This is a genomic window from Pantoea sp. AN62, from assembly GCF_050432985.1.
In the GTDB taxonomy this organism is placed as follows: Bacteria; Pseudomonadota; Gammaproteobacteria; order Enterobacterales; family Enterobacteriaceae; genus Pantoea; species Pantoea brenneri.
Map to the genome: position 1 here is coordinate 118781 of NZ_JBNPYB010000005.1, position 21031 is coordinate 139811.

Consider the following 21031-nt stretch of genomic DNA (forward strand, 5'->3'; position numbering starts at 1 on the left):
GGCTCCTGCGGGAGCCGTTTTTATTTGTCTCTTCCTTTTGTACCAGCATAAGCCGGATCTCTGGCGTGCTGCGGCCAGCCATCGTCATTGCACGGTGAAAAACTCTGCCTCAGCGCAAAAAAGCGGTGGCAAAAAAGCTTTACTCAAATAGACCTTTCTCGCTATCGACGAAAGTTTCGCCTTTACGTATGATGGCGCCAATTTTTTCCAGTGAGTGGTTAACATGATTAGTCTTATCGCGGCATTAGCAGCAGATCGCATTATTGGTATGGAGAACGCCATGCCGTGGGACCTGCCTGCAGATTTGGCGTGGTTTAAGCGCAATACGCTGAAAAAGCCGGTGATTATGGGCCGGCTGACCTTTGAATCTATTGGTCGTCCGCTGCCGGGCCGGCTGAACATCGTGGTCAGCAGCAAGCCGGGTAGCGCCGAAGGCGTCACCTGGGTCACCTCGCTGGATGCGGCGTTGCAGGCCGCCGGTGATGCTGAAGAGGTTATGGTGATTGGTGGTGGTCGGATTTATGAGCAGATGCTGCCGCGTGCCGACCGTCTCTATCTGACCCACATTGATGCAGAAGTGGAGGGTGATACTCAGTTCCCGGACTACGAGCCAGACGAGTGGCAGTCGACCTTCAGCGAATTTCATGACGCTGATGCACAGAACTCACACAGCTACTGTTTTGAGATCCTCGATCGCCGCCGTTAAGCCCGATCGCAATAAAAAAACGCCCTGCATATTGCAGGGCGTTTTTGTTTGTCGGGTCAGCCGGCGGATTGCTGAGTGATAACCTCATCCGGCAACGGTTGCTGGCGATTGGAAGGCTGCACATAGTAGCGCTGGCTTTCCCAGTGCAGCAGGGTCAGCGTACCACCCCAGCAGCAGCCGGTATCCAGGCCAATAATTCCTTCTGGCGTGCCTTTGCCTTCCAGCGAGGCCCAGTGACCGAACACAATGGTATAGTCACGCGCCACCGGTCCTTCGATGTTGAACCACGGCTTTAACGGCGGCAGTGCCGACTCCGGCGCATCCTTGCAGATCATATCCAGCTGACCATTCGGGAAGCAGTAGCGCATCCGGGTGAGGGCGTTGGTGCTGAAGCGCAGGCGGGCCAGCCCGGTAAGGTCTTCGCTCCAGTTGTTCGGCATATCGCCATACATCGCATCCAGGAACAGCGGATAGCTGTCACTGGCGAGCACTGCTTCGACTTCACGCGCACACTTTTTCGCGGTTTCGATATCCCACTGCGGCGTAATACCGGCATGGCCCATCACCAGCTTGTGCTCTTCATCGACCTGTAACAGCGGCTGACGCCGCAGCCAGTTGATCAGCTCATCCGCATCGTCCGCTTCCAGCAGTGGCGTCAGGCGATCTTTAGGCTTGTTACGGCTGATACCTGCGTAGACCGCCAGCAGATGCAGATCGTGATTGCCCAGCACCAGTCGCACCGCATCGCCCAGTGATTTCACGTAGCGCAGCACCTCAAGCGAACCCGGGCCGCGCGCCACCAGGTCGCCGGTCAGCCACAGAGTATCCTGCTGAGGATTGAAATCGACCTGCTGCAGCAGCGCACGTAATTCGTCGTAGCACCCGTGAACGTCGCCAATCAGGTATGTGCTCATAGACTTTTATCCAGTATGAAAATTTGCCCGACGAAGCGGGCAACAGGCGTGCAAATCAATGAATGTGAGTTTGAATTGCGAGGCGGAAAACCGGGATTTCGACCTGAAAGGTTTCACCCTGTTCGTCGATCATCACATAGTGTCCCTGCATGGTGCCCATCGGGGTTTCAATCACTGCACCGCTGGTGTACTGAAATTCATTGCCGGCTGCGATATGCGGCTGTTCGCCGACCACGCCTTCGCCCTGAACTTCGGTTTCCCGGCCGTTACCATTGGTAATCAGCCAGTAGCGTCCCAGCAGTTGCACCGGTGAACGGCCGAGGTTGCGAATGGTAATGGTATAGGCGAAGACGTAACGCTCGTCATCCGGTGAGGATTGCGAGGCGACGTACTGGCTTTGCACATGAACCGAGACGCGGGCCGTTTCACTCATCACTTACTCCTGCGATTTTCCCAGATGGTTCGCCAGCCAGTTTGCCAGCTGACAATATTGCGCGACCGAAACGTTTTCAGCCCGCAGGGTTGGATCAATCGACAACTCTTCCAGCGCACCGGCGGTCACCATGTGACTCAGGCTATTGCGCAGCGTTTTACGACGCTGACCAAATGCTTCAGTGGTCACGCGGCTCAGGATACGCACGTCGCTGACCGGATGTGGCGGCTCGGCAAACGGCACCAGGCGTACCACGGCAGAATCAACTTTCGGCGGCGGCGTGAACGAGTGCGGAGGAACTTCCAGCACCGGAATCACCTGACAGTAATATTGCGCCATCACCGTCAGACGGCCGTAGGCTTTGCTACCCGGACCGGCGACCAGACGGTTGACCACTTCTTTTTGCAGCATGAAGTGCATGTCTTTGATCGAACCAGTATAGCTGAAAAGATGAAACATCAGCGGGGTCGAAATGTTGTACGGCAGGTTGCCAAATACGCGCAGCGGCTGGCCTCTTTCCTGCGCCAGCGCGGCGAAGTCGAAGGTCATGGCATCCTGCTGGAAAATGGTCAGCTTTGGTCCGAGGAACGGATGGGTTTGCAGGCGCGCAGCGAGATCGCGGTCCAGTTCCACCACCGTTAAGCTGTCGAGGCGTTCGCCCACCGGCTCGGTTAAGGCACCCAGGCCAGGACCGATCTCCACCAGCGCTTCATCGCGCTGCGGGTGGATTGCGGAGACAATGCTGTCGATAATGTACTGATCGTTCAGGAAGTTCTGCCCGAAACGTTTACGGGCGTAGTGCCCCTGATGGACGCGATTATTCATTACTGCTCTTGATCATAGTGATGGCGAGGTTAAGCGCCGTGATGAAGCTGCCCGGCTCAGCCTGACCCAGTCCGGCGAGTTCAAGCGCGGTACCGTGGTCAACTGAAGTCCGGATAAAGGGCAGGCCAAGGGTGATATTTACCGCCCGGCCAAACCCCTGAAATTTTAGCACCGGCAGGCCCTGATCGTGATACATCGCCAGCACCGCATCCGCATGTTGCAGATATTTGGGCTGGAACAGCGTATCCGCCGGTAGCGGGCCGGTTAACTGAATACCCTGCTGACGCAGTTCATTCAGCGCCGGGATGATAACGTCGATCTCTTCCCGACCCATGTGGCCGCTTTCGCCCGCATGCGGATTAAGACCGCAAACGTAAATATGCGGCTCGGCAATGGCGAATTTTTGCTGCAAATCGTGATGCAAAATGGTGATGACTTCATGCAGGCACTCGCGCGTCACCGCGGCAGAGACCTCTTTCAGCGGCAAATGGGTGGTGGCCAGCGCCACCCGCAGCGCTTCGGTTGCCAGCATCATCACGACCCGATGGCCGCCTGCGCGATCGGCGAAGAACTCGGTATGACCGGTGAAGGCGATACCGGCATCGTTGATCACGCCTTTATGCACCGGGCCGGTAATCAGGGCGGCAAACTCACCGCTCAGACAACCGTCACAGGCGCGCGCCAGCGTGGTCAGCACATAATCGCTGTTGGCCACGCAGAGTTCGCCTGGTGTAACCGGCTGTGCGGTATCGACCGGCAGGATGGTCAGCGTGCCGGCCTGCTGCGGCTGTGCCGCTACGCCAGGCTGGTAAGTCCGCAGCGTCAGCGGTAGGCCAAGCTGCGCTGCACGCTGCTGCAGTAGCGCCGGCGAGGCGCACACCACCAGTTCAACTGGCCAGTCCTGCTGGGCCAGTTGCACCGTCAGATCGGGACCAATCCCGGCGGGTTCGCCGGGCGTGATCACCACTCGGGCATTACTTTGCATTGTTATCCAGAATCTTCACGTAGGCGCTGGCGCGTTGTTCCTGCATCCAGGTCTGCGCTTCTTCAGCAAACTTACGGTTGAACAACATGCGATAGGCACGCTCTTTCTGGGCCGCATCGGTTTTATCCACCTGACGGGTATCCAGCAGCTGGATTAAATGCCAGCCGAAAGAGGAGTGAACCGGCTGGCTGGTCTGGCCTTTTTGCAGGCGCAGCAGCGCATCACGGAACGCCGGATCAAAGGCTTCCGGAGAGGTCCAGCCGAGATCGCCGCCCTGGTTAGCTGAGCCGGGATCGTCAGAGTACTGTTTGGCGGCGGCGGCGAAGGTGGTTTTCCCGCTGCGGATATCGGCAGCAATCTGCTCTAACTGCGCACGTGCCTGGTTATCAGTCATAATTGGCGACGGCTTCAGCAGGATGTGACGGGCATGCACTTCGGTGACCGAGACGTTTTTGCTCTCACCGCGCAGATCGTTCACCTTCAGAATGTGGAAGCCGACACCGGAGCGAACCGGACCGACGATGTCGCCTTTTTTCGCGGTTGCCAGTGCCTGCGCAAACAGGGTAGGTAACTCTTCGATTTTGCCCCAGCCCATGTTGCCGCCTTTCAGCGCCTGTGAGTCAGCCGAGTAGGTGACCGCCATTTTGCCGAAGTCTGCGCCGTTTTTCAGTTCACCCACCAGCTGTTTGGCCAGGGTTTCCTGCTCATCGACCTGCTGCTGCGTCGGGTTCTCTGGCAGCGGCAGCAGGATATGGCTGACGTTCAGCTCGGTACCCTGGCTATTCTGGGAGGCGATCTGCGTTGACAGCGTATCCACTTCCTGCGGCAGGATGGTGACGCGACGGCGCACTTCGTTGTTACGCACTTCCGCAATCAGCATCTCTTTACGGATCTGCGAGCGATAAGTGCTGTAGTTCATGCCGTCGTACGCCAGGCGGCTACGCAGCTGATCAAGGCTCATGTGGTTCTGCGCAGCGATGTTCTGAATGGCCTGATCCAGCTGCTGATCGCTGATCTCAACACCCGCTTTTTCGCCCATCTGCAGAATGATGTTGTCCATGATCTGACGTTCCAGAATCTGGTGGCGCAACGTTTTGTCATCTGGCAACTGCTGACCTGCCTGCTGGGCCTGAGATTTGACGGTGCTCATCATACCGTCCACGTCGCTCTCAAGAACCACGCCGTTATTGACCACGGCTGCAACTTTATCAACCACTTGTGGTGCTGCGAACGCGGTGTTGGCACTCATCGCCACACCAAGAATCAGCATTCTCCAGTTCTTCATACTTTATCCATTGTTGGTTCCGCACTGCGGGATTGCCTGTCAAACATCACAACATCAGAAAGCGCGCTGGTAAGGAATGATGCCCTGACGCAGCATTTGGTTGGTGCCTAAGCCATAGTTGGAACTCAGACCACGCAGCTCAATGTTGAATGAGATTTGGTTGTCATACTTACTGTCGTTGTTTTCCCAACCGTTAATTTTGCGCTCGTAGCCCAGGCGAATCGCGTAACAGCATGAGCTGTATTGCAGACCAACCAGTTGCGATGCCGGACGCGTGTTGCGGGTATCATAGTAGTAAGCCCCTACCACAGACCATGCATCCGCGATCGGCCAGCTGGCCGTGGTGCCGACCTGAGAAATCCCATTTTTATAGATGGGGTTATCCACCAATCCGCTATTGTTCAGCGCAGTCGCCACGTATTCCGGGCTGCTGTAGCGATAGCTCAGCTGCACCATACGATCGGCGTCACGACGGTATTCCAGGACGGCATTTCCCTGGGAGACGTTATCGAGTTTGGTATCATACTGAATCCCACCCCGAACGCCCCAACGATCGCTTACTTTCCAGTATGTATCGCCAGCCCAGATCAGGCTGCCGGTATCATCTTCTTCACTGGTCTGATTAACGCCAGTGCGCGAAGGGGTAAACGAGTAGATTTGACCCACGGAAACGTTAAAACGTTCAACCAGATCGGTATCATAAATACGTGAGGTCACACCGGTGGCCACTTCATTGGCCGAGGCGATGCGATCCAGACCACTATAGGTGCGGTCGCGGAACAGGCCGGTGTAGTCGGTTTGCAGCTGGGTCGAGTCGTACGGATAGATGTTGCTCTGATCGCGATACGGGATATAGAGATACTGCACCCGCGGTTCCAGCGTCTGGGTATAGCCCGCCGCCGAACTCATGTCGCGGTCAAACACCATCCGGCCATCGACTTTAAATTGCGGCAGGGTGCGGTTTACAGACTCATCAAGCGCGCCACTTTGGTTGCCGCGTAATCGGTTAGCGGGGTTGTTATAAAAATCGACGTTCGTCTGCTGATAATGGGTCGCCAGCAGCTTCGCTTCGGTATCCAGGCTGGCCCAGCCATTGGAGAGCGGCAGGTTGAGCGTCGGTTCAACATGCAAACGGGTCGCTTCAGGATAGCGATTGCTGACGTTAGTAAATTTCACTGCCTGAGCATAGATACGGCCGTCAAACGGACCAATATCGTTCTGATAGAAATTCAGGTCCAGCTGCGGCATTGCACGGTAGACGTTGCTGGTGGTGTCGCCAAACACCTGGAAGTCTTTGGTGGAGAGCGTGGCGTCCCAGTTGGACTCTGCGTAGCCAATGCTGAATTTCTGCGTAGCGTAGTTGTTGGTCGAACTGTAATACTTCGAGTCGAGATCGTTGAAGTAGTACTTATCGCTGACCTTGGTGTAATCCGCGCTGAAGCGCCAGTTTTTGTCATAAACCCCGGCATGACGCCAGTAAAATAACCAGCGGTCAGAACTGTCGTCGTCGGCGATGCCACGCACCGCTTTGTCGTTATCGTACTGTTTGTCCGATGCCAGATAGTCGAATTCGACCAGGCCCGCGCCTGCCACCGTCAGATAACGGAATTCGTTTTCGAACTGCATGCCGCGCTTGCTCATGTAGTGCGGCGTAATGGTGGCATCGGCCTGAGGCGCAATGTTCCAGTAATAAGGCAGCATGAACTCAAAGCCGTTGTTGCTGCCATATTTTGCATTCGGGATCAGGAAACCAGAGCGACGACGATCGCCGATCGGTAACTGCAGATAGGGGCTATAGAACACCGGTACCGAACCGAGTTTGAAGCGGGCATTCCAGATTTCCGCCACTTCTTCTTCCCGATCCTGGATCACTTCCGATCCCACCACGCTCCAGCTGTTCGAGCCCGGCAGGCAGGAAGTAAAGCTGCCGTTTTCCAGAATGGTGTAGCGGTTGTTGCCGCGCAGCTTCATCTGGTCGGCGTTACCGCGTCCCTGACGATCCACCATCTGGTAGTCGCCATTCCAGACGTTGGTATCTTTGCTGTTGAGGTTTGACCAGGCTTTCGGACCTTTCAGGATGACCTGATTGTCGTCGTAGTGCACATTACCGAGGGCATCGACGGTACGCACCGGCGTAGTCTGGCCCTCCTGCTGACGCTGATGAAGTTGTACTTCATCAGCCTGCATCCGGCTGTTGCCCTGTTCAATATTCACATTGCCGGTGAAGACCGCATCGTTAGGGTAATTCCCTTTTGCGGCGTCGGAGTGAATGGTCACCGGCAGCTGGTTAGTGTCGCCACTGACCAGCGGGCGGTTATAACTCGGCACGCCTAACATACACTGCGACATTAAATCGTCGGCAAAGGCTTGCTGGCTAATGGCTGAGCCGATCAGAGTGGCCAGCAGGGTAGGTATATGTTTTTTCATACGCGGTATCGAGAATTCCATGAAAACTGGCATCATGCCGACAATCGGGTCAGAGACTAACTTACTGCCCGGCGTTGTGCCAGTGTTAATCCTTTTCTGTCCGCGTTGCCGTTAGGCGCTGAGATAAATGACAGGTATGATAATGCAATTTTCAGCCGCAAGCATGGCGAATTGAGGAGTTTATGCGCTACTGGGGAAAAGTTGTGGGTCTGGCACTGGGTTTACTTTCCGGCGCAGGCTTTTGGGGTATTGTGATCGGTTTGATCATTGGCCATATGATTGACAAAGTTCGCGGCGCACAAGGCAAGGCTTACTTCTCAAATAATCAAACCCGACAGACGCTGTTTTTCAGCACCACCTTTCAGGTGATGGGCCATCTGACCAAGTCAAAAGGGCGCGTCACCGAAGCGGATATCCAGATTGCCTCGCTGTTAATGGAGCGGATGCAGCTGCACGGGGAGTCACGTACCGCTGCTCAGCGGGCGTTTCGTGAGGGTAAACAGGCCGATTATCCGCTGCGCAGCAAACTGCGTGAATTGCGTAGCGCCTGTTTCGGCCGCTTTGACCTGATTCGGATGTTCCTTGAGATTCAGATTCAGGCCGCCTTCGCGGACGGTTCGCTGCATCCTAATGAGCGCCAGGTGCTGTATGTGATTGCGGAAGAGCTGGGAATTTCACGCGGTCAGTTCGATCAGTTCCTGCGGATGATGGAAGGCGGTCAGCAATTTGGCGGCGGCCAGCGTTCTGCGGGCGGTTTCCAGCAGGCGCAACGCGGACCGACGCTGGAAGATGCCTGTAGCGTGCTGGGCGTGAAGAGCAGCGATGACGCCACCACCATCAAACGCGCTTACCGTAAATTGATGAGTGAACACCATCCGGATAAGCTGGTGGCGAAAGGCCTGCCGCCGGAGATGATGGAGATGGCCAAGCAGAAAGCGCAGGAAATTCAGGCCGCTTATGACCTGATCCGCAAAGAAAAAGGCTTTAAATAAATCCAGGTTACCGTGACGTTTTGCCCTGGGGCAGACGTCACGGGCGCAAGGTCAGATTGAGATTAAAAGTCGGCGGGCTGACGGAAGGTCATGGCGTTACCGAATGCGGGATGGGTAATCGTCAGTGACTCGGCGTGCAGCAACAGGCGCGGCGCCATCGCTTTAGCCTCAGGATGAGCATAAAAATTGTCGCCCAGAATCGGATGGCCCAGCGCCAGCATGTGTACCCGCAGCTGGTGTGAACGGCCGGTAATCGGTTTGAGCGATACGCGTGCGCTGTTATCAGCCCGGTACTCCAGCACCTGATATTCGGTCTGCGCGGCTTTGCCGGTCTCGAAGCAGACTTTTTGCTTTGGACGGTTTGGCCAGTCACAAATCAGCGGCAAATCAACCACTCCCTTCTCCGCGGCCGGATGGCCCCAGACGCAGGCCACATAGGTCTTTGCGGGTTCACGCTCACGAAACTGGCGTTTCAGCTCGCGTTCTGCGGCTTTGTTCAGCGCCACCACAATCACGCCGCTGGTGGCCATATCCAGCCGGTGCACCGATTCCGCCTGCGGATAATCACGCTGGATGCGTGTCATCACGCTATCTTTATGTTCGTCCAGCCGGCCGGGCACCGAAAGCAGGCCGCTGGGTTTGTTAACCACCATGATGTGCGCATCCTGATAGAGAATGTGCAGCCAGGGTTCACGCGGTGGATTGTAGGGTTCCATGGTTCTTTCCAAAAATAAGGGGCCTGCGGCTGAGATTGTTTACAAAGTCTGGCCCGATTAGCTGTGATAGCGTGCCAGCGCAGGAAACACGGGCAGATCGGAAAGACGCAAAAGCTGTCATCCCTGACAGGCCCGGCCCGCACCATTTATGGCGCGGGACGCTTTCCTTTCCCTGCATCCTGAGTTTCTCAGTTGCGGCCAGATTCATCCCGGCCCCTGAGCTTACTGGTGAGTCACCACAATCAGGCGCAGCGCGTCGAGACGCCAGTTAGCCTGATCGAGACTTTCCAGCACCTGCTGACGGTTACTTTCCAGCGCCTCAATTTCATCCTCACGGATGTTCGGATTAACCGCTTTCAGCGCGTCAAGACGGGCCAGTTCCGCCCCCAGCTTCTCGTTCGCCTCGGCACGGGCAGCATCAATCACTGCGCGCGCTTCGCTGACCACTTTCTCTTCACCCTGGGTCAGAATGGCATGCACATCCTGCTGTACCGCGTTAACCAGCTTGCTGCCGGTGTGACGATTGACGGCATTCAGCTGACGGTTAAAGCTTTCGAACTCCACCTTGCCCGCAAGGTTAGTGCCGTTACGGTCCAGCAGCAGACGAATGGGCGTCGGCGGCAGGAAGCGGGTCAACTGCAGATGCTTCGGTGCCTGCGCTTCGACCACGTAGATCAGTTCGACCAGCAGCGTACCGACCGGCAGCGCCTTGTTCTTCAGCAGCGAGATAGCGCTGCTGCCGGTGTCGCCCGACAGGATCAGATCGAGACCGTTACGGATCAGCGGATGTTCCCAGGTAATGAACTGGGTATCTTCGCGTGACAGCGCCTGGTCGCGGTTAAAGGTGATGGTACAGCCATCTTCCGGCAGGCCGGGAAAATCGGGCACCAGCATGTGATCGGACGGCGTCAGCACGATCAGGTTATCGCTGCGATCTTCCTGATTGATACCGACGATATCAAACAGGTTGAGCGCGAAGTTCACCAGACCGGTATCGTTGTCCTGCTCGCCGATGGCGTTAGCCAGCGCCTGAGCAGCGTCGCCGCCGTTGGAGTTCAGCTCCAGCAGGCGATCGCGTCCCTGTTCCAGCTGCAGTTTCAGGGCATCGTGTTGCTTACGGCAGTCAGTGATAAAGGCATCGAAGCCGTCACTGTTTTCTGGTGCGGCCAGATAGTCGATCAGCTGTGAATGCACGCTGTCATAAATGGTCCGGCCGGTCGGGCAGGTATGTTCAAACGCATCCAGCCCTTCGTGATACCAGCGCAGTAACACCGCCTGCGCGGTCTTCTCCAGCCACGGCACCAGAATCTGGATATCGTGCGCCTGACCGATACGATCAAGACGCCCGATACGCTGCTCCAGCAGATCCGGGTTGAACGGCAGATCAAACATCACCAGACGGCTGGCAAACTGGAAGTTACGGCCTTCAGAACCAATCTCCGAGCAGAGCAGCACCTGAGCGCCGTTCTCTTCTGAGGCGAACCACGCGGCGGCACGGTCACGTTCAATGATCGACAGACCTTCATGGAACACCGCCGCCCGGATACCTTCGCGCTCACGCAGCACCTGCTCCAGCTGGAGTGCGGTGGCGGCTTTGGCGCAGATCACCAGTACTTTCTCTTTGCGGTTGCTGGTGAGATAACCCATCAGCCACTCCACGCGCGGATCGAAGTTCCACCAAGTGCCGCTGTCGCCTTCAAATTCCTGATAAATCTGTTCCGGATAGAGCAGGTCACGCGCGCGTTCTTCTGCGCTTTTGCGGGCACCCATAATGCCGGAGACTTTAATTGCGGTCTGATACTGCGCCGGCAGCGGCAGACGAATCTGGTGCAGTTCGCGTTTCGGGAAGCCTTTGACGCCGTTACGGGTGTTACGGAACAGCACACGGCTGGTGCCGTGGCGATCCATCAGCATTGAAATCAGTTCCTGGCGCGCGTCCTGCTTGCCGTCGCGATCGCTGTTAGCAACCTGCAGCAGCGGTTCAATGTCCTGCTCGCCGACCAGATCGTTAATCCGGTTCATCTCATCCTGTGAGATTGGCTGGTCAGCCAGCAGCGAGGTCACCGCATCGGCGATCGGGCGGAAATGCTGCTGTTCTTCAACAAAAGCGGCAAAGTCGTGGAAGCGGTTAGGATCGAGCAGGCGCAGGCGGGCGAAGTGACTCTCCATGCCCAGCTGTTCCGGGGTCGCGGTCAGCAGCAGTACCCCGGCGGTTTTTTCCGCCAGCTGTTCAATCACCTGATATTCACGGCTCGGCTGGCCTTCTGACCACGCCAGATGATGCGCTTCATCCACCACCAGCAGATCCCACTCGGCATCGGCCAGCAGCTCAAGACGCTGCTTGTTACGGCGCACAAAGTCGAGTGAACAGATAATTAACTGTTCGGTTTCAAACGGGTTATCGCTGTCGTGCTGGGCTTCGGTATAGCGATCGTCATCAAACAGCGCGAAACGCAGGTTGAAACGGCGCAGCATCTCGACCAGCCACTGATGCTGCAGGGTCTCCGGCACCACGATTAACACGCGGTCGGCACGTCCGGCCAGCAGCTGCTGCTGAATGATCATCCCGGCTTCAATGGTTTTCCCGAGACCGACTTCATCCGCCAGCAGCACGCGTGGCGCGTGGCGACGGCCCACATCATGGGCGATATGCAGCTGATGCGGGATCAGGTTGGTGCGCATACCGCGCAAGCCGCTGATCGGCAGACGATATTGCTCACTCTGGTATTTGCGGGCGCGGAAACGCAGGGCGAAACGATCCATCCGGTCGAGCTGGCCGGCAAACAGGCGATCCTGCGGCTTGCTGAAGACCAGCTTGCTGTCGAGCATCACTTCGCGCAGCATCACGTCGCTTTCATCGGTATCAAGACGCGTGCCGATATAGGTCATCAGGTCATTTTCGTTGCGTACTTCATCGACGCGCATCTGCCAGCCTTCATGACTGGTGATGGTGTCACCCGGATTGAAGATGACGCGGGTAACAGGCGAATCGTTGCGGGCGTAGAGGCGGTTTTCCCCGGTGGCCGGGAACAACAGGGTGATCATGCGGGTATCGACCGCCACCACCGTGCCCAGTCCCAGTTCACTTTCCGTATCACTAATCCAGCGCTGACCTAATGTAAAAACCATATATTTTTAGCTCGAATTTTTAACGTTTTTGAAGGTGTTCCCGGATACTCAGGCAATAGCATTTCATCCAAACGAAAAGGTCTGGAGAGTCTCTCTTAGCGCGGTGAGTTTCAGGAAGGGCGCTATGGTACTGGATGGCAGGGCATTCGTCACCTGTCAAAAAAGACCCAACTGCCCGGTAATCAGTGTAGCAAAATCCCCTCCGACGAAGGGTAAAATGCCGTCGGCAACCGGTTGTAACTGCTTACTGACGTAGTGATCATAATCCAGCGGCGTGGTGCGAGCCTCCAGCGGCTCCGGGCCAGCCGTCGCCATCACGTAACGAATCCGGCCCCCCTTCTGGTACTGCAACGGCCGGTTTAATTTGCGATTCTGCTCATCCGCCAGCCGGGCGGCGCGCACGTGCGGCGGCACATTTCGTTCATACTCTATCAGCGGACGGCGCAGACGTTTCTTATAAATCAGCTGATCGTCGAGTTCGCCGGCCAGCAGCTGCGCTACGGTGGTGCGAATATAGTCCTGCCACGGCTCACGGCGAAAAATACGGCTGTAGAGCTGCTGCTGAAACTGCTGTGCCAGCGGCGTCCAGTCGGTGCGAACGGATTCCAGTCCCTTAAACACCATACGTTCGCCCGCCGCTTCGCGGATCAGTCCGGCATAGCGTTTTTTACTGCCCTGTTCGGCGCCACGGATAGTGGGCATCAGGAAACGGCAGAAGTGATTTTCATACTCCAGCTCCAGTGTGCTCGTCAGCCCCTGAGTCTGCTGCAGATGGTCACGCCACCAGGCGTTTACTTTTTGCGTCAGCTGCTGACCAATCGCGGCGGCGTCCTGCTCGCTGTGGGCGGATTTCAGCCAGACGAAGGTCGAGTCAGTATCGCCGTAAATCACATCGTAGCCTTCTTCCTCAATCAGCGTGCGGGTCTGCTGCATAATGGCATGGCCACGCAGGGTAATCGAAGAGGCGAGCCGTGGATCGAAAAAGCGGCAGGCGCTGGTGCCGAGCACGCCATAAAAGGCGTTCATGATAATCTTCAGCGCCTGCGACAGCGGCTGGTTGCCCTGCTGTTTGGCGGCTTCGCGGCCCAGCCAGATCTGCTCAACGATGGCGGGCAGGCAGTGGGTATGACGGGAAAAGCGCGCTTCGCGAAAGCCGGCCACCGAATCAGCATCGTCAGGATGCGCCAGCCCTTCCACCAGGCCAACCGGATCGATCAGAAAGGTACGGATAATCGACGGATAGAGGCTTTTGTAATCCAGCACCAGCACCGAGTCGTAGAGTCCCGGACGCGAATCCATCACGTAGCCGCCGGGACTGGCTTCCGGTGCCACATCGCCGAGGTTCGGCGCGACAAATCCGCTGCGGTGCATCCGCGGAATATAGAGATGGCTGAATGCCGCGACGGAGCCGCCGTGACGATCGACCGCCAGGCCATTCACCGCCGCACGCTCCAGCAGAAACGGCATAATCGCCGTTTTGTGGAAAATCCGGGTGACCAGCTCGCAGTCTTTCAGGTTATAGCGCGCCAGAGCCGGTTTATCATTGGCGAAGCGCCAGTTGATCTCCTCCATGCGCTGCCACGGGTTATCGATCGCCTTGCCTTCTCCCAACAGTTGCTGCGACACCGATTCCAGACTGAATGACGGGAAATCCCAGAAGGCGGATTTCAGCGCATCGATGCCGTCAATGATCAGCCGGCCGCTGAGTTGGGCGAAAAATATGCCGGGCTTAAAGCCGTGCTCACGCCACTCCAGCGTCGTCTGCTGACGGCCCAGACGCAGCGGAATAGCGTAGCGATCGGCATGTTTCTGCAATACCCGCAGATCAAACTGCACCACGTTCCAGCCAATGATCACATCGGGGTCGTGCTGCGCGAACCACTGGTTCAGCGCCTCAAGCAGCTGCGGACGCGTCTCCAGATAGATCAGCTCAAAATCGAGCGCGCTGGCATCGCCGTTGGGCGGACCCAGCATATAGACCTGGCGCTGGCCGCAACCCTCCAGCCCGATGCAGTAAAGCTCGCCATGTTGGGTGGTTTCAATGTCCAGCGAAACCCACTTGAGCGGCGGCCGATAATCGGGATGCGGTTTCAGCCGGGCATTTACCACGCTGTCGCCCTGCGGCTCGCCGTCAAACCAGACCGGCGCGGTAATAAAGCGCTCCATCAGGTAGCGCTCGGGCGGGCGGATATCGGCTTCATAGATCGGGATGCCCTGTTCGCGCAGCAGCTTTTCGATGCGTTGCAGCTGGCGATTCTGCCGGCAGTAGATCCCGGCTACCGGGCGCTGGCGGAAATCTTTCAGTTCAAGCGGCTGGATGCGCAGCTGACGCTCATCTTTCAGCAGCTCACTGACCTGAGACTGAAACTCACGCGGAATAAACGCGACCGACTCTTGAGCCGGCAGCACCACGCGCTGGGCACCCTGATCGGTGGCGAGCCAGAGAACAATTTCACTGCCTTGCGGGGTGTCGCGCCAGTGGCGGGTAAGCAGAAAACCTGCGCGGGGTCTATTCACATCGTCTCCAGACTCAGGATTTTTGAACGGTGATAAAACCCGCTCAGTATAACATGGATATTTATACAGTTCCCGCGGTTGGCTTTTGTCAATATTGTCCTACAATTCTTGCCTTGACGCTGTGCGGCTGGCTCAGGACAATCCAGCCTTCTGCTTTTTCTAAGGAAGTTTATGGAAGCCTGGGTTCAACACCTGTTTACGCAGTCGCTGGAGTGGGCGCTGTTTGCGGTTGCGCTGGTCACTTTTCTGGAATCACTGGCGCTGGTCGGGCTGTTGCTGCCGGGAACCGTGCTGATGGCGAGTCTGGGCGCGCTGGTCGGGAGCGGACAAATTGGTCTCTATCCGGCTTGGGCGGCCGGGTTTGCCGGTTGCCTGATTGGCGACTGGGTCTCTTACGGTATCGGCTGGAAATTTCAGGGACCGCTGCATCGCTGGAAGTATCTGCAAAAGTACAAAGGGCTGTTGGATAAAACCGAACACGCGCTGCATCAGCACAGTATGTTTACCATTCTGGTCGGACGCTTTGTCGGCCCGACGCGCCCGCTGATCCCACTGGCGGCCGGTATGCTGGAATTGCCGGTACGTAAATTCCTGCCGCCGAATCTGATTGGCTGCCTGCTGTGGCCACCGCTCTATCTGCTGCCCGGCATTCTGGCTGGTGTGGCAGTCGATGTGCCCGAGGCGGCGCAGGGCGGTAACTTTAAGTGGCTGCTGCTGACGGCAGCGATAGTGGTGTGGCTGGGCGGCTGGTTAGGCTGGCGCTGGTGGCGCAGCGGCAAGAGTCAGGATTGGGCGACCGCCTGGCTGCCGCCGGAACGACTGCGCTGGCTGGGACCGCTGGGGCTGGTGATCGCCATCGCCGCCCTGGTCGGCATTCAGTTCCATCCGATGATGCCGATTTTCCGTCATCTGCTGTGGCAGGTCTTTTTCGAATAATCACCGGTTAGCGGCGCGGGATGCCCAGGACATCAGCCTCCCGCGTCTCGCCCGACAGCAACTGTCGGGTCTCGCCGTCCCAGTAAACCCGTCCATCAACAATTACCACGCTGCGCGGCGCGATCTGTTGCGCATCTTCCAGACTGTGCGACACCATCAGCAGCGTGATGCTGCGGGCTTCGCACACCGAGCGCACCAGCTGCAGCATTTCGCTGCGCAGCGCCGGATCCAGCGCCGAAAAGGGCTCATCCAGCAGCAGCACCGGGCGATCGCGCAGCAGACAGCGTGCCAGCGCCACCCGCTGACGCTGGCCCCCCGACAGCTCGCCCGGCAGTCGCGCCAGCAGATCGCCTAATCCCACCTGTTCGGCTAGCGCAGCAAGCTGCTGGCGCTGCTCCGCGTTGAGCTTCAGTCCCGGGTGCAAGCCCAGCGCCATGTTCTGCTGCACGCTGAGGTGCGGAAACAGATTGTTCTCCTGAAACAGCATTGATACCGGCCGTCTGGCTGGCACGCTGTGGCTATGATCCTGACCATCAATCATCAGCGTGCCCTGGCGGATCGGCAGAAAACCGGCGATCAGGCTGAGTAGCGTACTTTTTCCGGCACCGCTTGGCCCGAGGATCGCCAGCCGCTCGCCACGTTCGGCGTGCAGGCTGAAGCGCATCGGCAGATGCTGATAAAGGTAAGTAAGGTTATTCAGTGTCAGCATGGCGGCCCGGTAATTTTTCCATCAGGGTGAACAGCAACAAACAGAGCAGCAGCAGCAGCAGGGCGGTCACTGCACCGTCGGCACCGCGATAGGCACCGATCTGTTGATAAAGGTAGAACGGCAGGGTGCGGAAGTCGGCATTGCCAAACAGCGCCACCACGCCAAAATCACCGATCGACAGCACGCAGGCAAACGCCAGCGCCTGTGCCAGCGGACGTTTCAGCGCACGCAGTTCTATCAACCGCAGCCGGTTCCAGCCGTGGATATCCAGTGAATCGCATAGCCTGCCGTAGCGCTCGGCGACGTCACGCATCGGGTTTTCCAGCACTTTCAGCGCATAGGGAATGGCGATCAGCGCATTAGTGAAGATCACCAGCCCGTCTGCCGACGCCGGCAGGCCAACGGTGGCGTTAAACAGCAAAAAGAAGCCGGTCGCCAGCACGATGCCGGGCATCGCCAGAATTAGCATGCCGCTGGTGTCGATCAGCTGTGCGGCGAGCGGGCGCTGACGCAGACGCAATTCGCGACTGCTCCACAGCAGCATCAGCGTCAGTATCACGCACAGCAGGCCGGCACCGACCGCGATGCGCAATGAGGTCAGGGTCGCCTGCCACAACGCTGGCTGGGCCAGTGCGCCGCGCAGTCCGCCGTGCAAGCCATCCACCACTACCGCCGCCAGCGGCGGCAGCAGCAGCAGTAACGCCAGCAGAATCAGCAACCCATCCGTTAGCCGGGCCAGACGCGAATCCTGCGGATCGCGCCAGCCGTGCAGCTGGCTGGTGCCGGCGGGTATCGCTTTACTGAATCGCTGGCTGAGCAGCACCAGCGTCAGGCAACAGCTGAGCTGAATCAGCGCCAGCAATGCGGCGCGACCGGGATCGTAGTCGTAGCTGAGTGCCTGAAAGATCGCCAGTTCAATGGTGGTGGCCTGGGGGCCGCCGCCCAGCGACAGCACGGTGGCGAAGCTGGCGAAGCAGAGCATAAAGATGAGCGCGCCGGTCGGCAGCAGCTGACGTCGCAACCACGGCCATTCCAGCAGGCGAAAGTGGTGCCAGCCGCGCAGATCAAGCTGTGCGGCCAGCTGACGCTGCTCCGCCGGTATGCTCTCCAGCGCCTGTAGCATCAGGCGCGTAGCCAGCGGCAGGTTAAAAAAGACATGCGCCAGCAAAATGCCCTGCAATCCATAGGGCGAGAAGTGATAGTCGATGCCCAGCCACTGACACAACTGTGCCAGCCAGCCGACGCGGCCATAAACCGTCAGCAGGCCGAACACCGCCACCAGCACCGGCAGCACCAGCGTCATGGCGCACAGACGCAGCAACAGCTGACGGCCGGGAAAGCGGCGGCGATAGAGGGCGCGCGCCAGCGGCACCGCAGGCAGCAGCGACAGCAGGGCGGAGAGCAGCGCCTGACCAAAGGAGAACGCCACAACGTGTTGCAGGTACTCATCCAGCAGCACGCTACGCCAGTCGGTGACCGGTGCGGCATTCCACAGTGAGATAAAGGCGAACAGCGCCACGCTGATTAACAGCAGCGTGGCGAGCGAACCGGGGATCAGCCAGCGCGGCATTAACGGCTGACGGCGCGTTGCCACTGGCTAATCCAGCCAGAGCGCTGGCTGGCTACCTCTTCCGGCGAATAGTGCAGCGCGGTGGCGGGCACCTGCAGCGTGGCGAAGCCAGCAGGCAGGGTGGTATCGATCACCGGATACATCCAGTTGCCGGTCGGGATGGTGTTCTGGAACGCCGGCGAGACCATAAACTGCATGAACTGCTGCGCCAGTTTCGGCTGTTTACTGCTGGCTAACTGCGCAGCAACCTCGACCTGCAGATAGTGGCCTTCGGCAAACGGTGCGGCGGCGTAGTTCTCTTTTTTCTCTTCGATAATGTGATAGGCCGGCGAGGTGGTATAGCTCAGCACCAGATCGCCTTCGCCTTTCAGGAACAGACCGTAGGCTTCACTCCAGCCCTTGGTTACCGTCACGGTTTTCTGCGCCAGCTTTTGCCATGCCTGCGGGGTCCGATCGCCATAGACTTTCTGCATCCACAGCAGCAGACCTAATCCCGGGGTACTGGTACGCGGATCTTCATAGATGACCCGCCATTTTTCCGGGCTCTCTACCAGCTCTTTCAGGCTTTTCGGCGGATTTTTCAGACGGGTTTTGTCATAGACGAAGGCGAAATAGCCATAATCAAACGGAACAAAGGTGCTGTCGTGCCAGCCGCCCGGCAGCGTCAGCTGTGCGGTATCGACCTTGCTGGCGGCAAACAGACCGGTTTTTTGCGCCGCCTGCACCAGATTGTTATCCAGTCCCAGCACCACATCCGCTTTGCTGTTTTTGCCTTCCATTCGCACGCGATTCAGCAGCGACACGCCATCTTCCAGCGTGACAAATTTCAGTTCGCAATCGCACTGGGCTTCAAAGGCTTTTTTGACCGCCGGACCGGGGCCCCAGTCAGCGGAGAAGGAGTCGTAGGTGTAAACCGTCAGAACCGGTTTGGCAGCCAGTACCGGGGTGGAAAGTAACAGCAGCAGTGGCAGAACTTTGTTAAACACTTTGCGCTCCTTCAGGAGAATAGGGGATGAGTCGCAAAGGATCTGAGCAGCAGGTCTCTCAAATCCCTACGTCGGTATTAACCGAATCAGGTTCGACGGGTCTCTCTCAGCCGTTTGCGGTCAGCAGGCGGCACCCCGTTGAGAACGTCACATTCTAGTCATTTCAGCGTCAGCGCGAAAGCGTTACAGCGCGGGCGGCGCAAACCAGGCAGATTTAAAATCGAACCAGCCGAGGGTATTCATCCGCACGCCGCGCATGCTGCGCTGACCTTCAAGCAGCAGCCAGTGATGGAACAGCGGATGCAGACCGGCCTCTTCCACTAACCGCTTGCTCCATTCGGCCAGCGGCAGCGTTTTTTCACGCCAGCGGGCGGCATCAGCGTGCCAGTCGATCGGCAGGCAGTGATGCAGCAGCGGGACCTCATACAGCTGGGCGAACAGCGACCAGGCCAATGGCAGTGTGAAGTTCACGCTGCCGAGCCAGATGTCGCTATCGGCGTCGCCCTGATGCCAGCATTCGTAACTGACCTCGCGCGTCTCCAGCGTGACGCCGTGCTGCGCCAGCAGCGGACGTAACGCATTAGCGATCCCTTCGTGCTCAACGTGCTGGCTGTACCAGGTGAGCGTCAGATGAGTCAGGCCGGGCGGCTTTTCGACCGGGGCCAGATCGCGGCGGTGATGCCAGCGCGGCAGTAGACCATACGCCGGAAACCAGTAGCGCTGATAGCCGACGCCGGCGTGGTTGAGCAGGGCGATAGGATTAAACAGATAGCTGACCCAGCGCCGTATCGCCTCGTCACGGCCTTTTTCCGAACGCTGATCGAACAACAAATAGTAGCAGCCTTCTTCCAGCCGGCTCTCTTCCTGGATCTCATCCGCGCCGTCGCCCTGCAGGCGCACGCCCGCGTAGACCAGCTCATCGCTGATATCCGGCAATACCCAGATAGAGACGTCATCAATCAGCGCGCGAAAGCCAAAGTAATCATCAAAGGCTTCTATCTTCAGCTGACTTTCCTGATTACGGATCACGCTGTAAGGACCGGTGCCGATCGGCTGGCGGGCAAAGTCAGGCTGCGTGGGCCATTCGCGTGGCAGGATCATCGCGCTGACGCTGGCCAGCAACCAGGGTAACCAGTCGTCGGGCTGGCTTAAGGTGATATCCAGCGTCCACGGAGCGGGCGAGTCGAGCTGTTGAATATGGGAAAACAGCGGCTGCTGACGCTGACGTTCCAGCGTGGCGATAACATCGGCCATCTCCAGTTCGCGGCCATGATGAAAGCGAATCGCCGGACGCAGAAAGAAGCGCCAGTGGAGCGGGGAAGTCTGCTGCCAGTGATGGGCAATATCGGCCTCAATTTCCCCGTTTTCCTCATTTATGCGCGTCAGGCCATTAAAAATCTGACGGGCAATATGGGTTTCGGAGCGGCGCAGGGCGGAGCCCGGCAGCAGATTCAGCAGCGGGCGGTAGTAAAGCACCCGCAGAATGTGTTTTCCCTGACGGAAACTGCGGCCAAGGTGAGCACCAATCATCTGCCTGACCTGATTCTTATCGCCGACCAGCTGCACCAGCTGATCGATGCGATCCTGATCCAGCAGATCCTCAGCGCGCTGCTGCTGTAGCGCCAGTCCGGTGTAGCAGAAGGTGAGTTGTGAGCGCTTACCGCGTCCGGCTTCGGCCTGCCAGATTAACCAGCCAGCCGCCTGCATCCGGTTGAGTAAGTTGCGCATATGACGACGTGAACAGTGCAGCAGGTCAGCCAGTTCACTCAGGGTGATCTCCTGCGTCTGACCCTGGCAGCTTTGCCACAGACGTATGAACTGCTGCTTCAGGCGAGATGAGGACATAAAAGGGGAACTCCCGGTGAAAAGCGCTCTGTTTTTCTTGCCTCATTTTAAGGGCA

At 57.9% G+C, this 21031-nt stretch carries 16 protein-coding genes and 1 riboswitch; of the genes, 3 read left to right on the forward strand and 13 right to left on the reverse strand.

Going from position 1 to position 21031, the window contains the following annotated elements; translation table 11 throughout:
* Positions 1-223 precede the first annotated feature (223 nt).
* Positions 224-706 (forward strand): type 3 dihydrofolate reductase, encoded by a 483-nt coding sequence (gene folA, locus FHW04_RS07675; protein ID WP_031376003.1) that lies wholly within the window; start codon positions 224-226, stop codon positions 704-706.
* A gap of 56 nt (positions 707-762) precedes the next feature.
* On the opposite strand, the gene apaH is transcribed toward folA, so the two are convergent.
* From apaH to lptD, 6 genes are read right to left on the reverse strand one after another with little or no spacing between them, the layout of a single operon-like run.
* Positions 763-1620 (reverse strand): bis(5'-nucleosyl)-tetraphosphatase (symmetrical) ApaH, encoded by an 858-nt coding sequence (apaH, locus tag FHW04_RS07680; RefSeq protein WP_089561370.1) that lies wholly within the window; start codon positions 1618-1620, stop codon positions 763-765.
* 55 nt (positions 1621-1675) lie between these two features.
* A complete protein-coding gene (gene apaG, locus FHW04_RS07685; protein WP_031376001.1) occupies positions 1676-2053 on the reverse strand; it encodes a Co2+/Mg2+ efflux protein ApaG in 378 nt (125 codons plus the stop codon).
* Positions 2054-2056: 3 nt separating this feature from the next.
* Positions 2057-2878: a 16S rRNA (adenine(1518)-N(6)/adenine(1519)-N(6))-dimethyltransferase RsmA gene (gene rsmA / locus FHW04_RS07690; protein ID WP_031376000.1), complete on the reverse strand. Its 822-nt coding sequence runs from the start codon at positions 2876-2878 to the stop codon at positions 2057-2059.
* Positions 2871-3863, reverse strand: coding sequence for a 4-hydroxythreonine-4-phosphate dehydrogenase PdxA (pdxA, locus tag FHW04_RS07695; protein WP_031375999.1), 993 nt, complete (start codon positions 3861-3863; stop codon positions 2871-2873). The genes rsmA and pdxA overlap by 8 nt, the downstream gene beginning before the upstream one ends.
* Complete coding sequence (gene surA / locus FHW04_RS07700; RefSeq protein WP_031375998.1) at positions 3853-5148, reverse strand: peptidylprolyl isomerase SurA; 1296 nt, start codon at positions 5146-5148, stop codon at positions 3853-3855. Before surA ends, pdxA begins: the two co-directional genes overlap by 11 nt.
* Positions 5149-5202: 54 nt before the next feature.
* Positions 5203-7575 (reverse strand): LPS assembly protein LptD, encoded by a 2373-nt coding sequence (gene lptD / locus FHW04_RS07705; protein WP_089561371.1) that lies wholly within the window; start codon positions 7573-7575, stop codon positions 5203-5205.
* Between the two features lie 182 nt (positions 7576-7757).
* Between lptD and djlA the strand changes: the two genes are divergently transcribed.
* Positions 7758-8567, forward strand: a complete 810-nt coding sequence (djlA, locus tag FHW04_RS07710) for a co-chaperone DjlA (RefSeq protein WP_069728441.1) — start codon at positions 7758-7760, stop codon at positions 8565-8567.
* 62 nt (positions 8568-8629) lie between these two features.
* Here the strand turns inward: djlA and rluA are convergent, their stop codons facing one another.
* From rluA to polB, 3 genes are all read right to left on the reverse strand, one after another.
* Entirely contained in the window at positions 8630-9283 is a 654-nt protein-coding gene (gene rluA / locus FHW04_RS07715) for a bifunctional tRNA pseudouridine(32) synthase/23S rRNA pseudouridine(746) synthase RluA (protein ID WP_069728440.1), read from the reverse strand.
* A gap of 222 nt (positions 9284-9505) precedes the next feature.
* Positions 9506-12412: an RNA polymerase-associated protein RapA gene (gene rapA, locus FHW04_RS07720; RefSeq protein WP_031375994.1), complete on the reverse strand. Its 2907-nt coding sequence runs from the start codon at positions 12410-12412 to the stop codon at positions 9506-9508.
* A 156-nt stretch (positions 12413-12568) separates the two neighbouring features.
* A complete protein-coding gene (polB, locus tag FHW04_RS07725) occupies positions 12569-14929 on the reverse strand; it encodes a DNA polymerase II (protein ID WP_089561372.1) in 2361 nt (786 codons plus the stop codon).
* A gap of 171 nt (positions 14930-15100) precedes the next feature.
* Between polB and FHW04_RS07730 the strand changes: the two genes are divergently transcribed.
* Complete coding sequence (locus FHW04_RS07730) at positions 15101-15865, forward strand: DedA family protein (protein WP_031375992.1); 765 nt, start codon at positions 15101-15103, stop codon at positions 15863-15865.
* 7 nt (positions 15866-15872) lie between these two features.
* Here FHW04_RS07730 and thiQ read toward each other — a convergent pair whose 3' ends face one another.
* The 4 genes from thiQ to sgrR form a co-directional block, all read right to left on the reverse strand.
* Positions 15873-16574, reverse strand: coding sequence for a thiamine ABC transporter ATP-binding protein ThiQ (gene thiQ, locus FHW04_RS07735; RefSeq protein WP_031375991.1), 702 nt, complete (start codon positions 16572-16574; stop codon positions 15873-15875).
* Positions 16558-18168, reverse strand: a complete 1611-nt coding sequence (gene thiP / locus FHW04_RS07740; RefSeq protein ID WP_031375990.1) for a thiamine/thiamine pyrophosphate ABC transporter permease ThiP — start codon at positions 18166-18168, stop codon at positions 16558-16560. The genes thiQ and thiP overlap by 17 nt, the downstream gene beginning before the upstream one ends.
* A complete protein-coding gene (gene thiB / locus FHW04_RS07745) occupies positions 18144-19130 on the reverse strand; it encodes a thiamine ABC transporter substrate binding subunit (RefSeq protein ID WP_089561373.1) in 987 nt (328 codons plus the stop codon). Before thiB ends, thiP begins: the two co-directional genes overlap by 25 nt.
* Positions 19131-19175: 45 nt before the next feature.
* Positions 19176-19278, reverse strand: a riboswitch (TPP riboswitch).
* Between the two features lie 35 nt (positions 19279-19313).
* On the reverse strand, positions 19314-20975 hold the full coding sequence (gene sgrR, locus FHW04_RS07750; RefSeq protein WP_046289186.1) for an HTH-type transcriptional regulator SgrR: 1662 nt from the start codon (positions 20973-20975) through the stop codon (positions 19314-19316).
* Positions 20976-21031 lie beyond the last annotated feature (56 nt).

What these genes read in the sequence shown, in the direction of transcription:
- apaG (WP_031376001.1), bottom strand. Translation starts at nt 2,053, where the DNA reads ATGAGTGAAACGGCCCGCGTCTCGGTTCATGTGCAAAGCCAGTACGTC.
- rapA (WP_031375994.1), bottom strand. Translation starts at nt 12,412, where the DNA reads ATGGTTTTTACATTAGGTCAGCGCTGGATTAGTGATACGGAAAGTGAA.
- FHW04_RS07730 (WP_031375992.1), top strand. Translation starts at nt 15,101, where the DNA reads ATGGAAGCCTGGGTTCAACACCTGTTTACGCAGTCGCTGGAGTGGGCG.
- rluA (WP_069728440.1), bottom strand. Translation starts at nt 9,283, where the DNA reads ATGGAACCCTACAATCCACCGCGTGAACCCTGGCTGCACATTCTCTAT.
- pdxA (WP_031375999.1), bottom strand. Translation starts at nt 3,863, where the DNA reads ATGCAAAGTAATGCCCGAGTGGTGATCACGCCCGGCGAACCCGCCGGG.
- lptD (WP_089561371.1), bottom strand. Translation starts at nt 7,575, where the DNA reads ATGAAAAAACATATACCTACCCTGCTGGCCACTCTGATCGGCTCAGCC.
- rsmA (WP_031376000.1), bottom strand. Translation starts at nt 2,878, where the DNA reads ATGAATAATCGCGTCCATCAGGGGCACTACGCCCGTAAACGTTTCGGG.
- surA (WP_031375998.1), bottom strand. Translation starts at nt 5,148, where the DNA reads ATGAAGAACTGGAGAATGCTGATTCTTGGTGTGGCGATGAGTGCCAAC.
- folA (WP_031376003.1), top strand. Translation starts at nt 224, where the DNA reads ATGATTAGTCTTATCGCGGCATTAGCAGCAGATCGCATTATTGGTATG.
- sgrR (WP_046289186.1), bottom strand. Translation starts at nt 20,975, where the DNA reads ATGTCCTCATCTCGCCTGAAGCAGCAGTTCATACGTCTGTGGCAAAGC.
- apaH (WP_089561370.1), bottom strand. Translation starts at nt 1,620, where the DNA reads ATGAGCACATACCTGATTGGCGACGTTCACGGGTGCTACGACGAATTA.
- djlA (WP_069728441.1), top strand. Translation starts at nt 7,758, where the DNA reads ATGCGCTACTGGGGAAAAGTTGTGGGTCTGGCACTGGGTTTACTTTCC.
- thiQ (WP_031375991.1), bottom strand. Translation starts at nt 16,574, where the DNA reads ATGCTGACACTGAATAACCTTACTTACCTTTATCAGCATCTGCCGATG.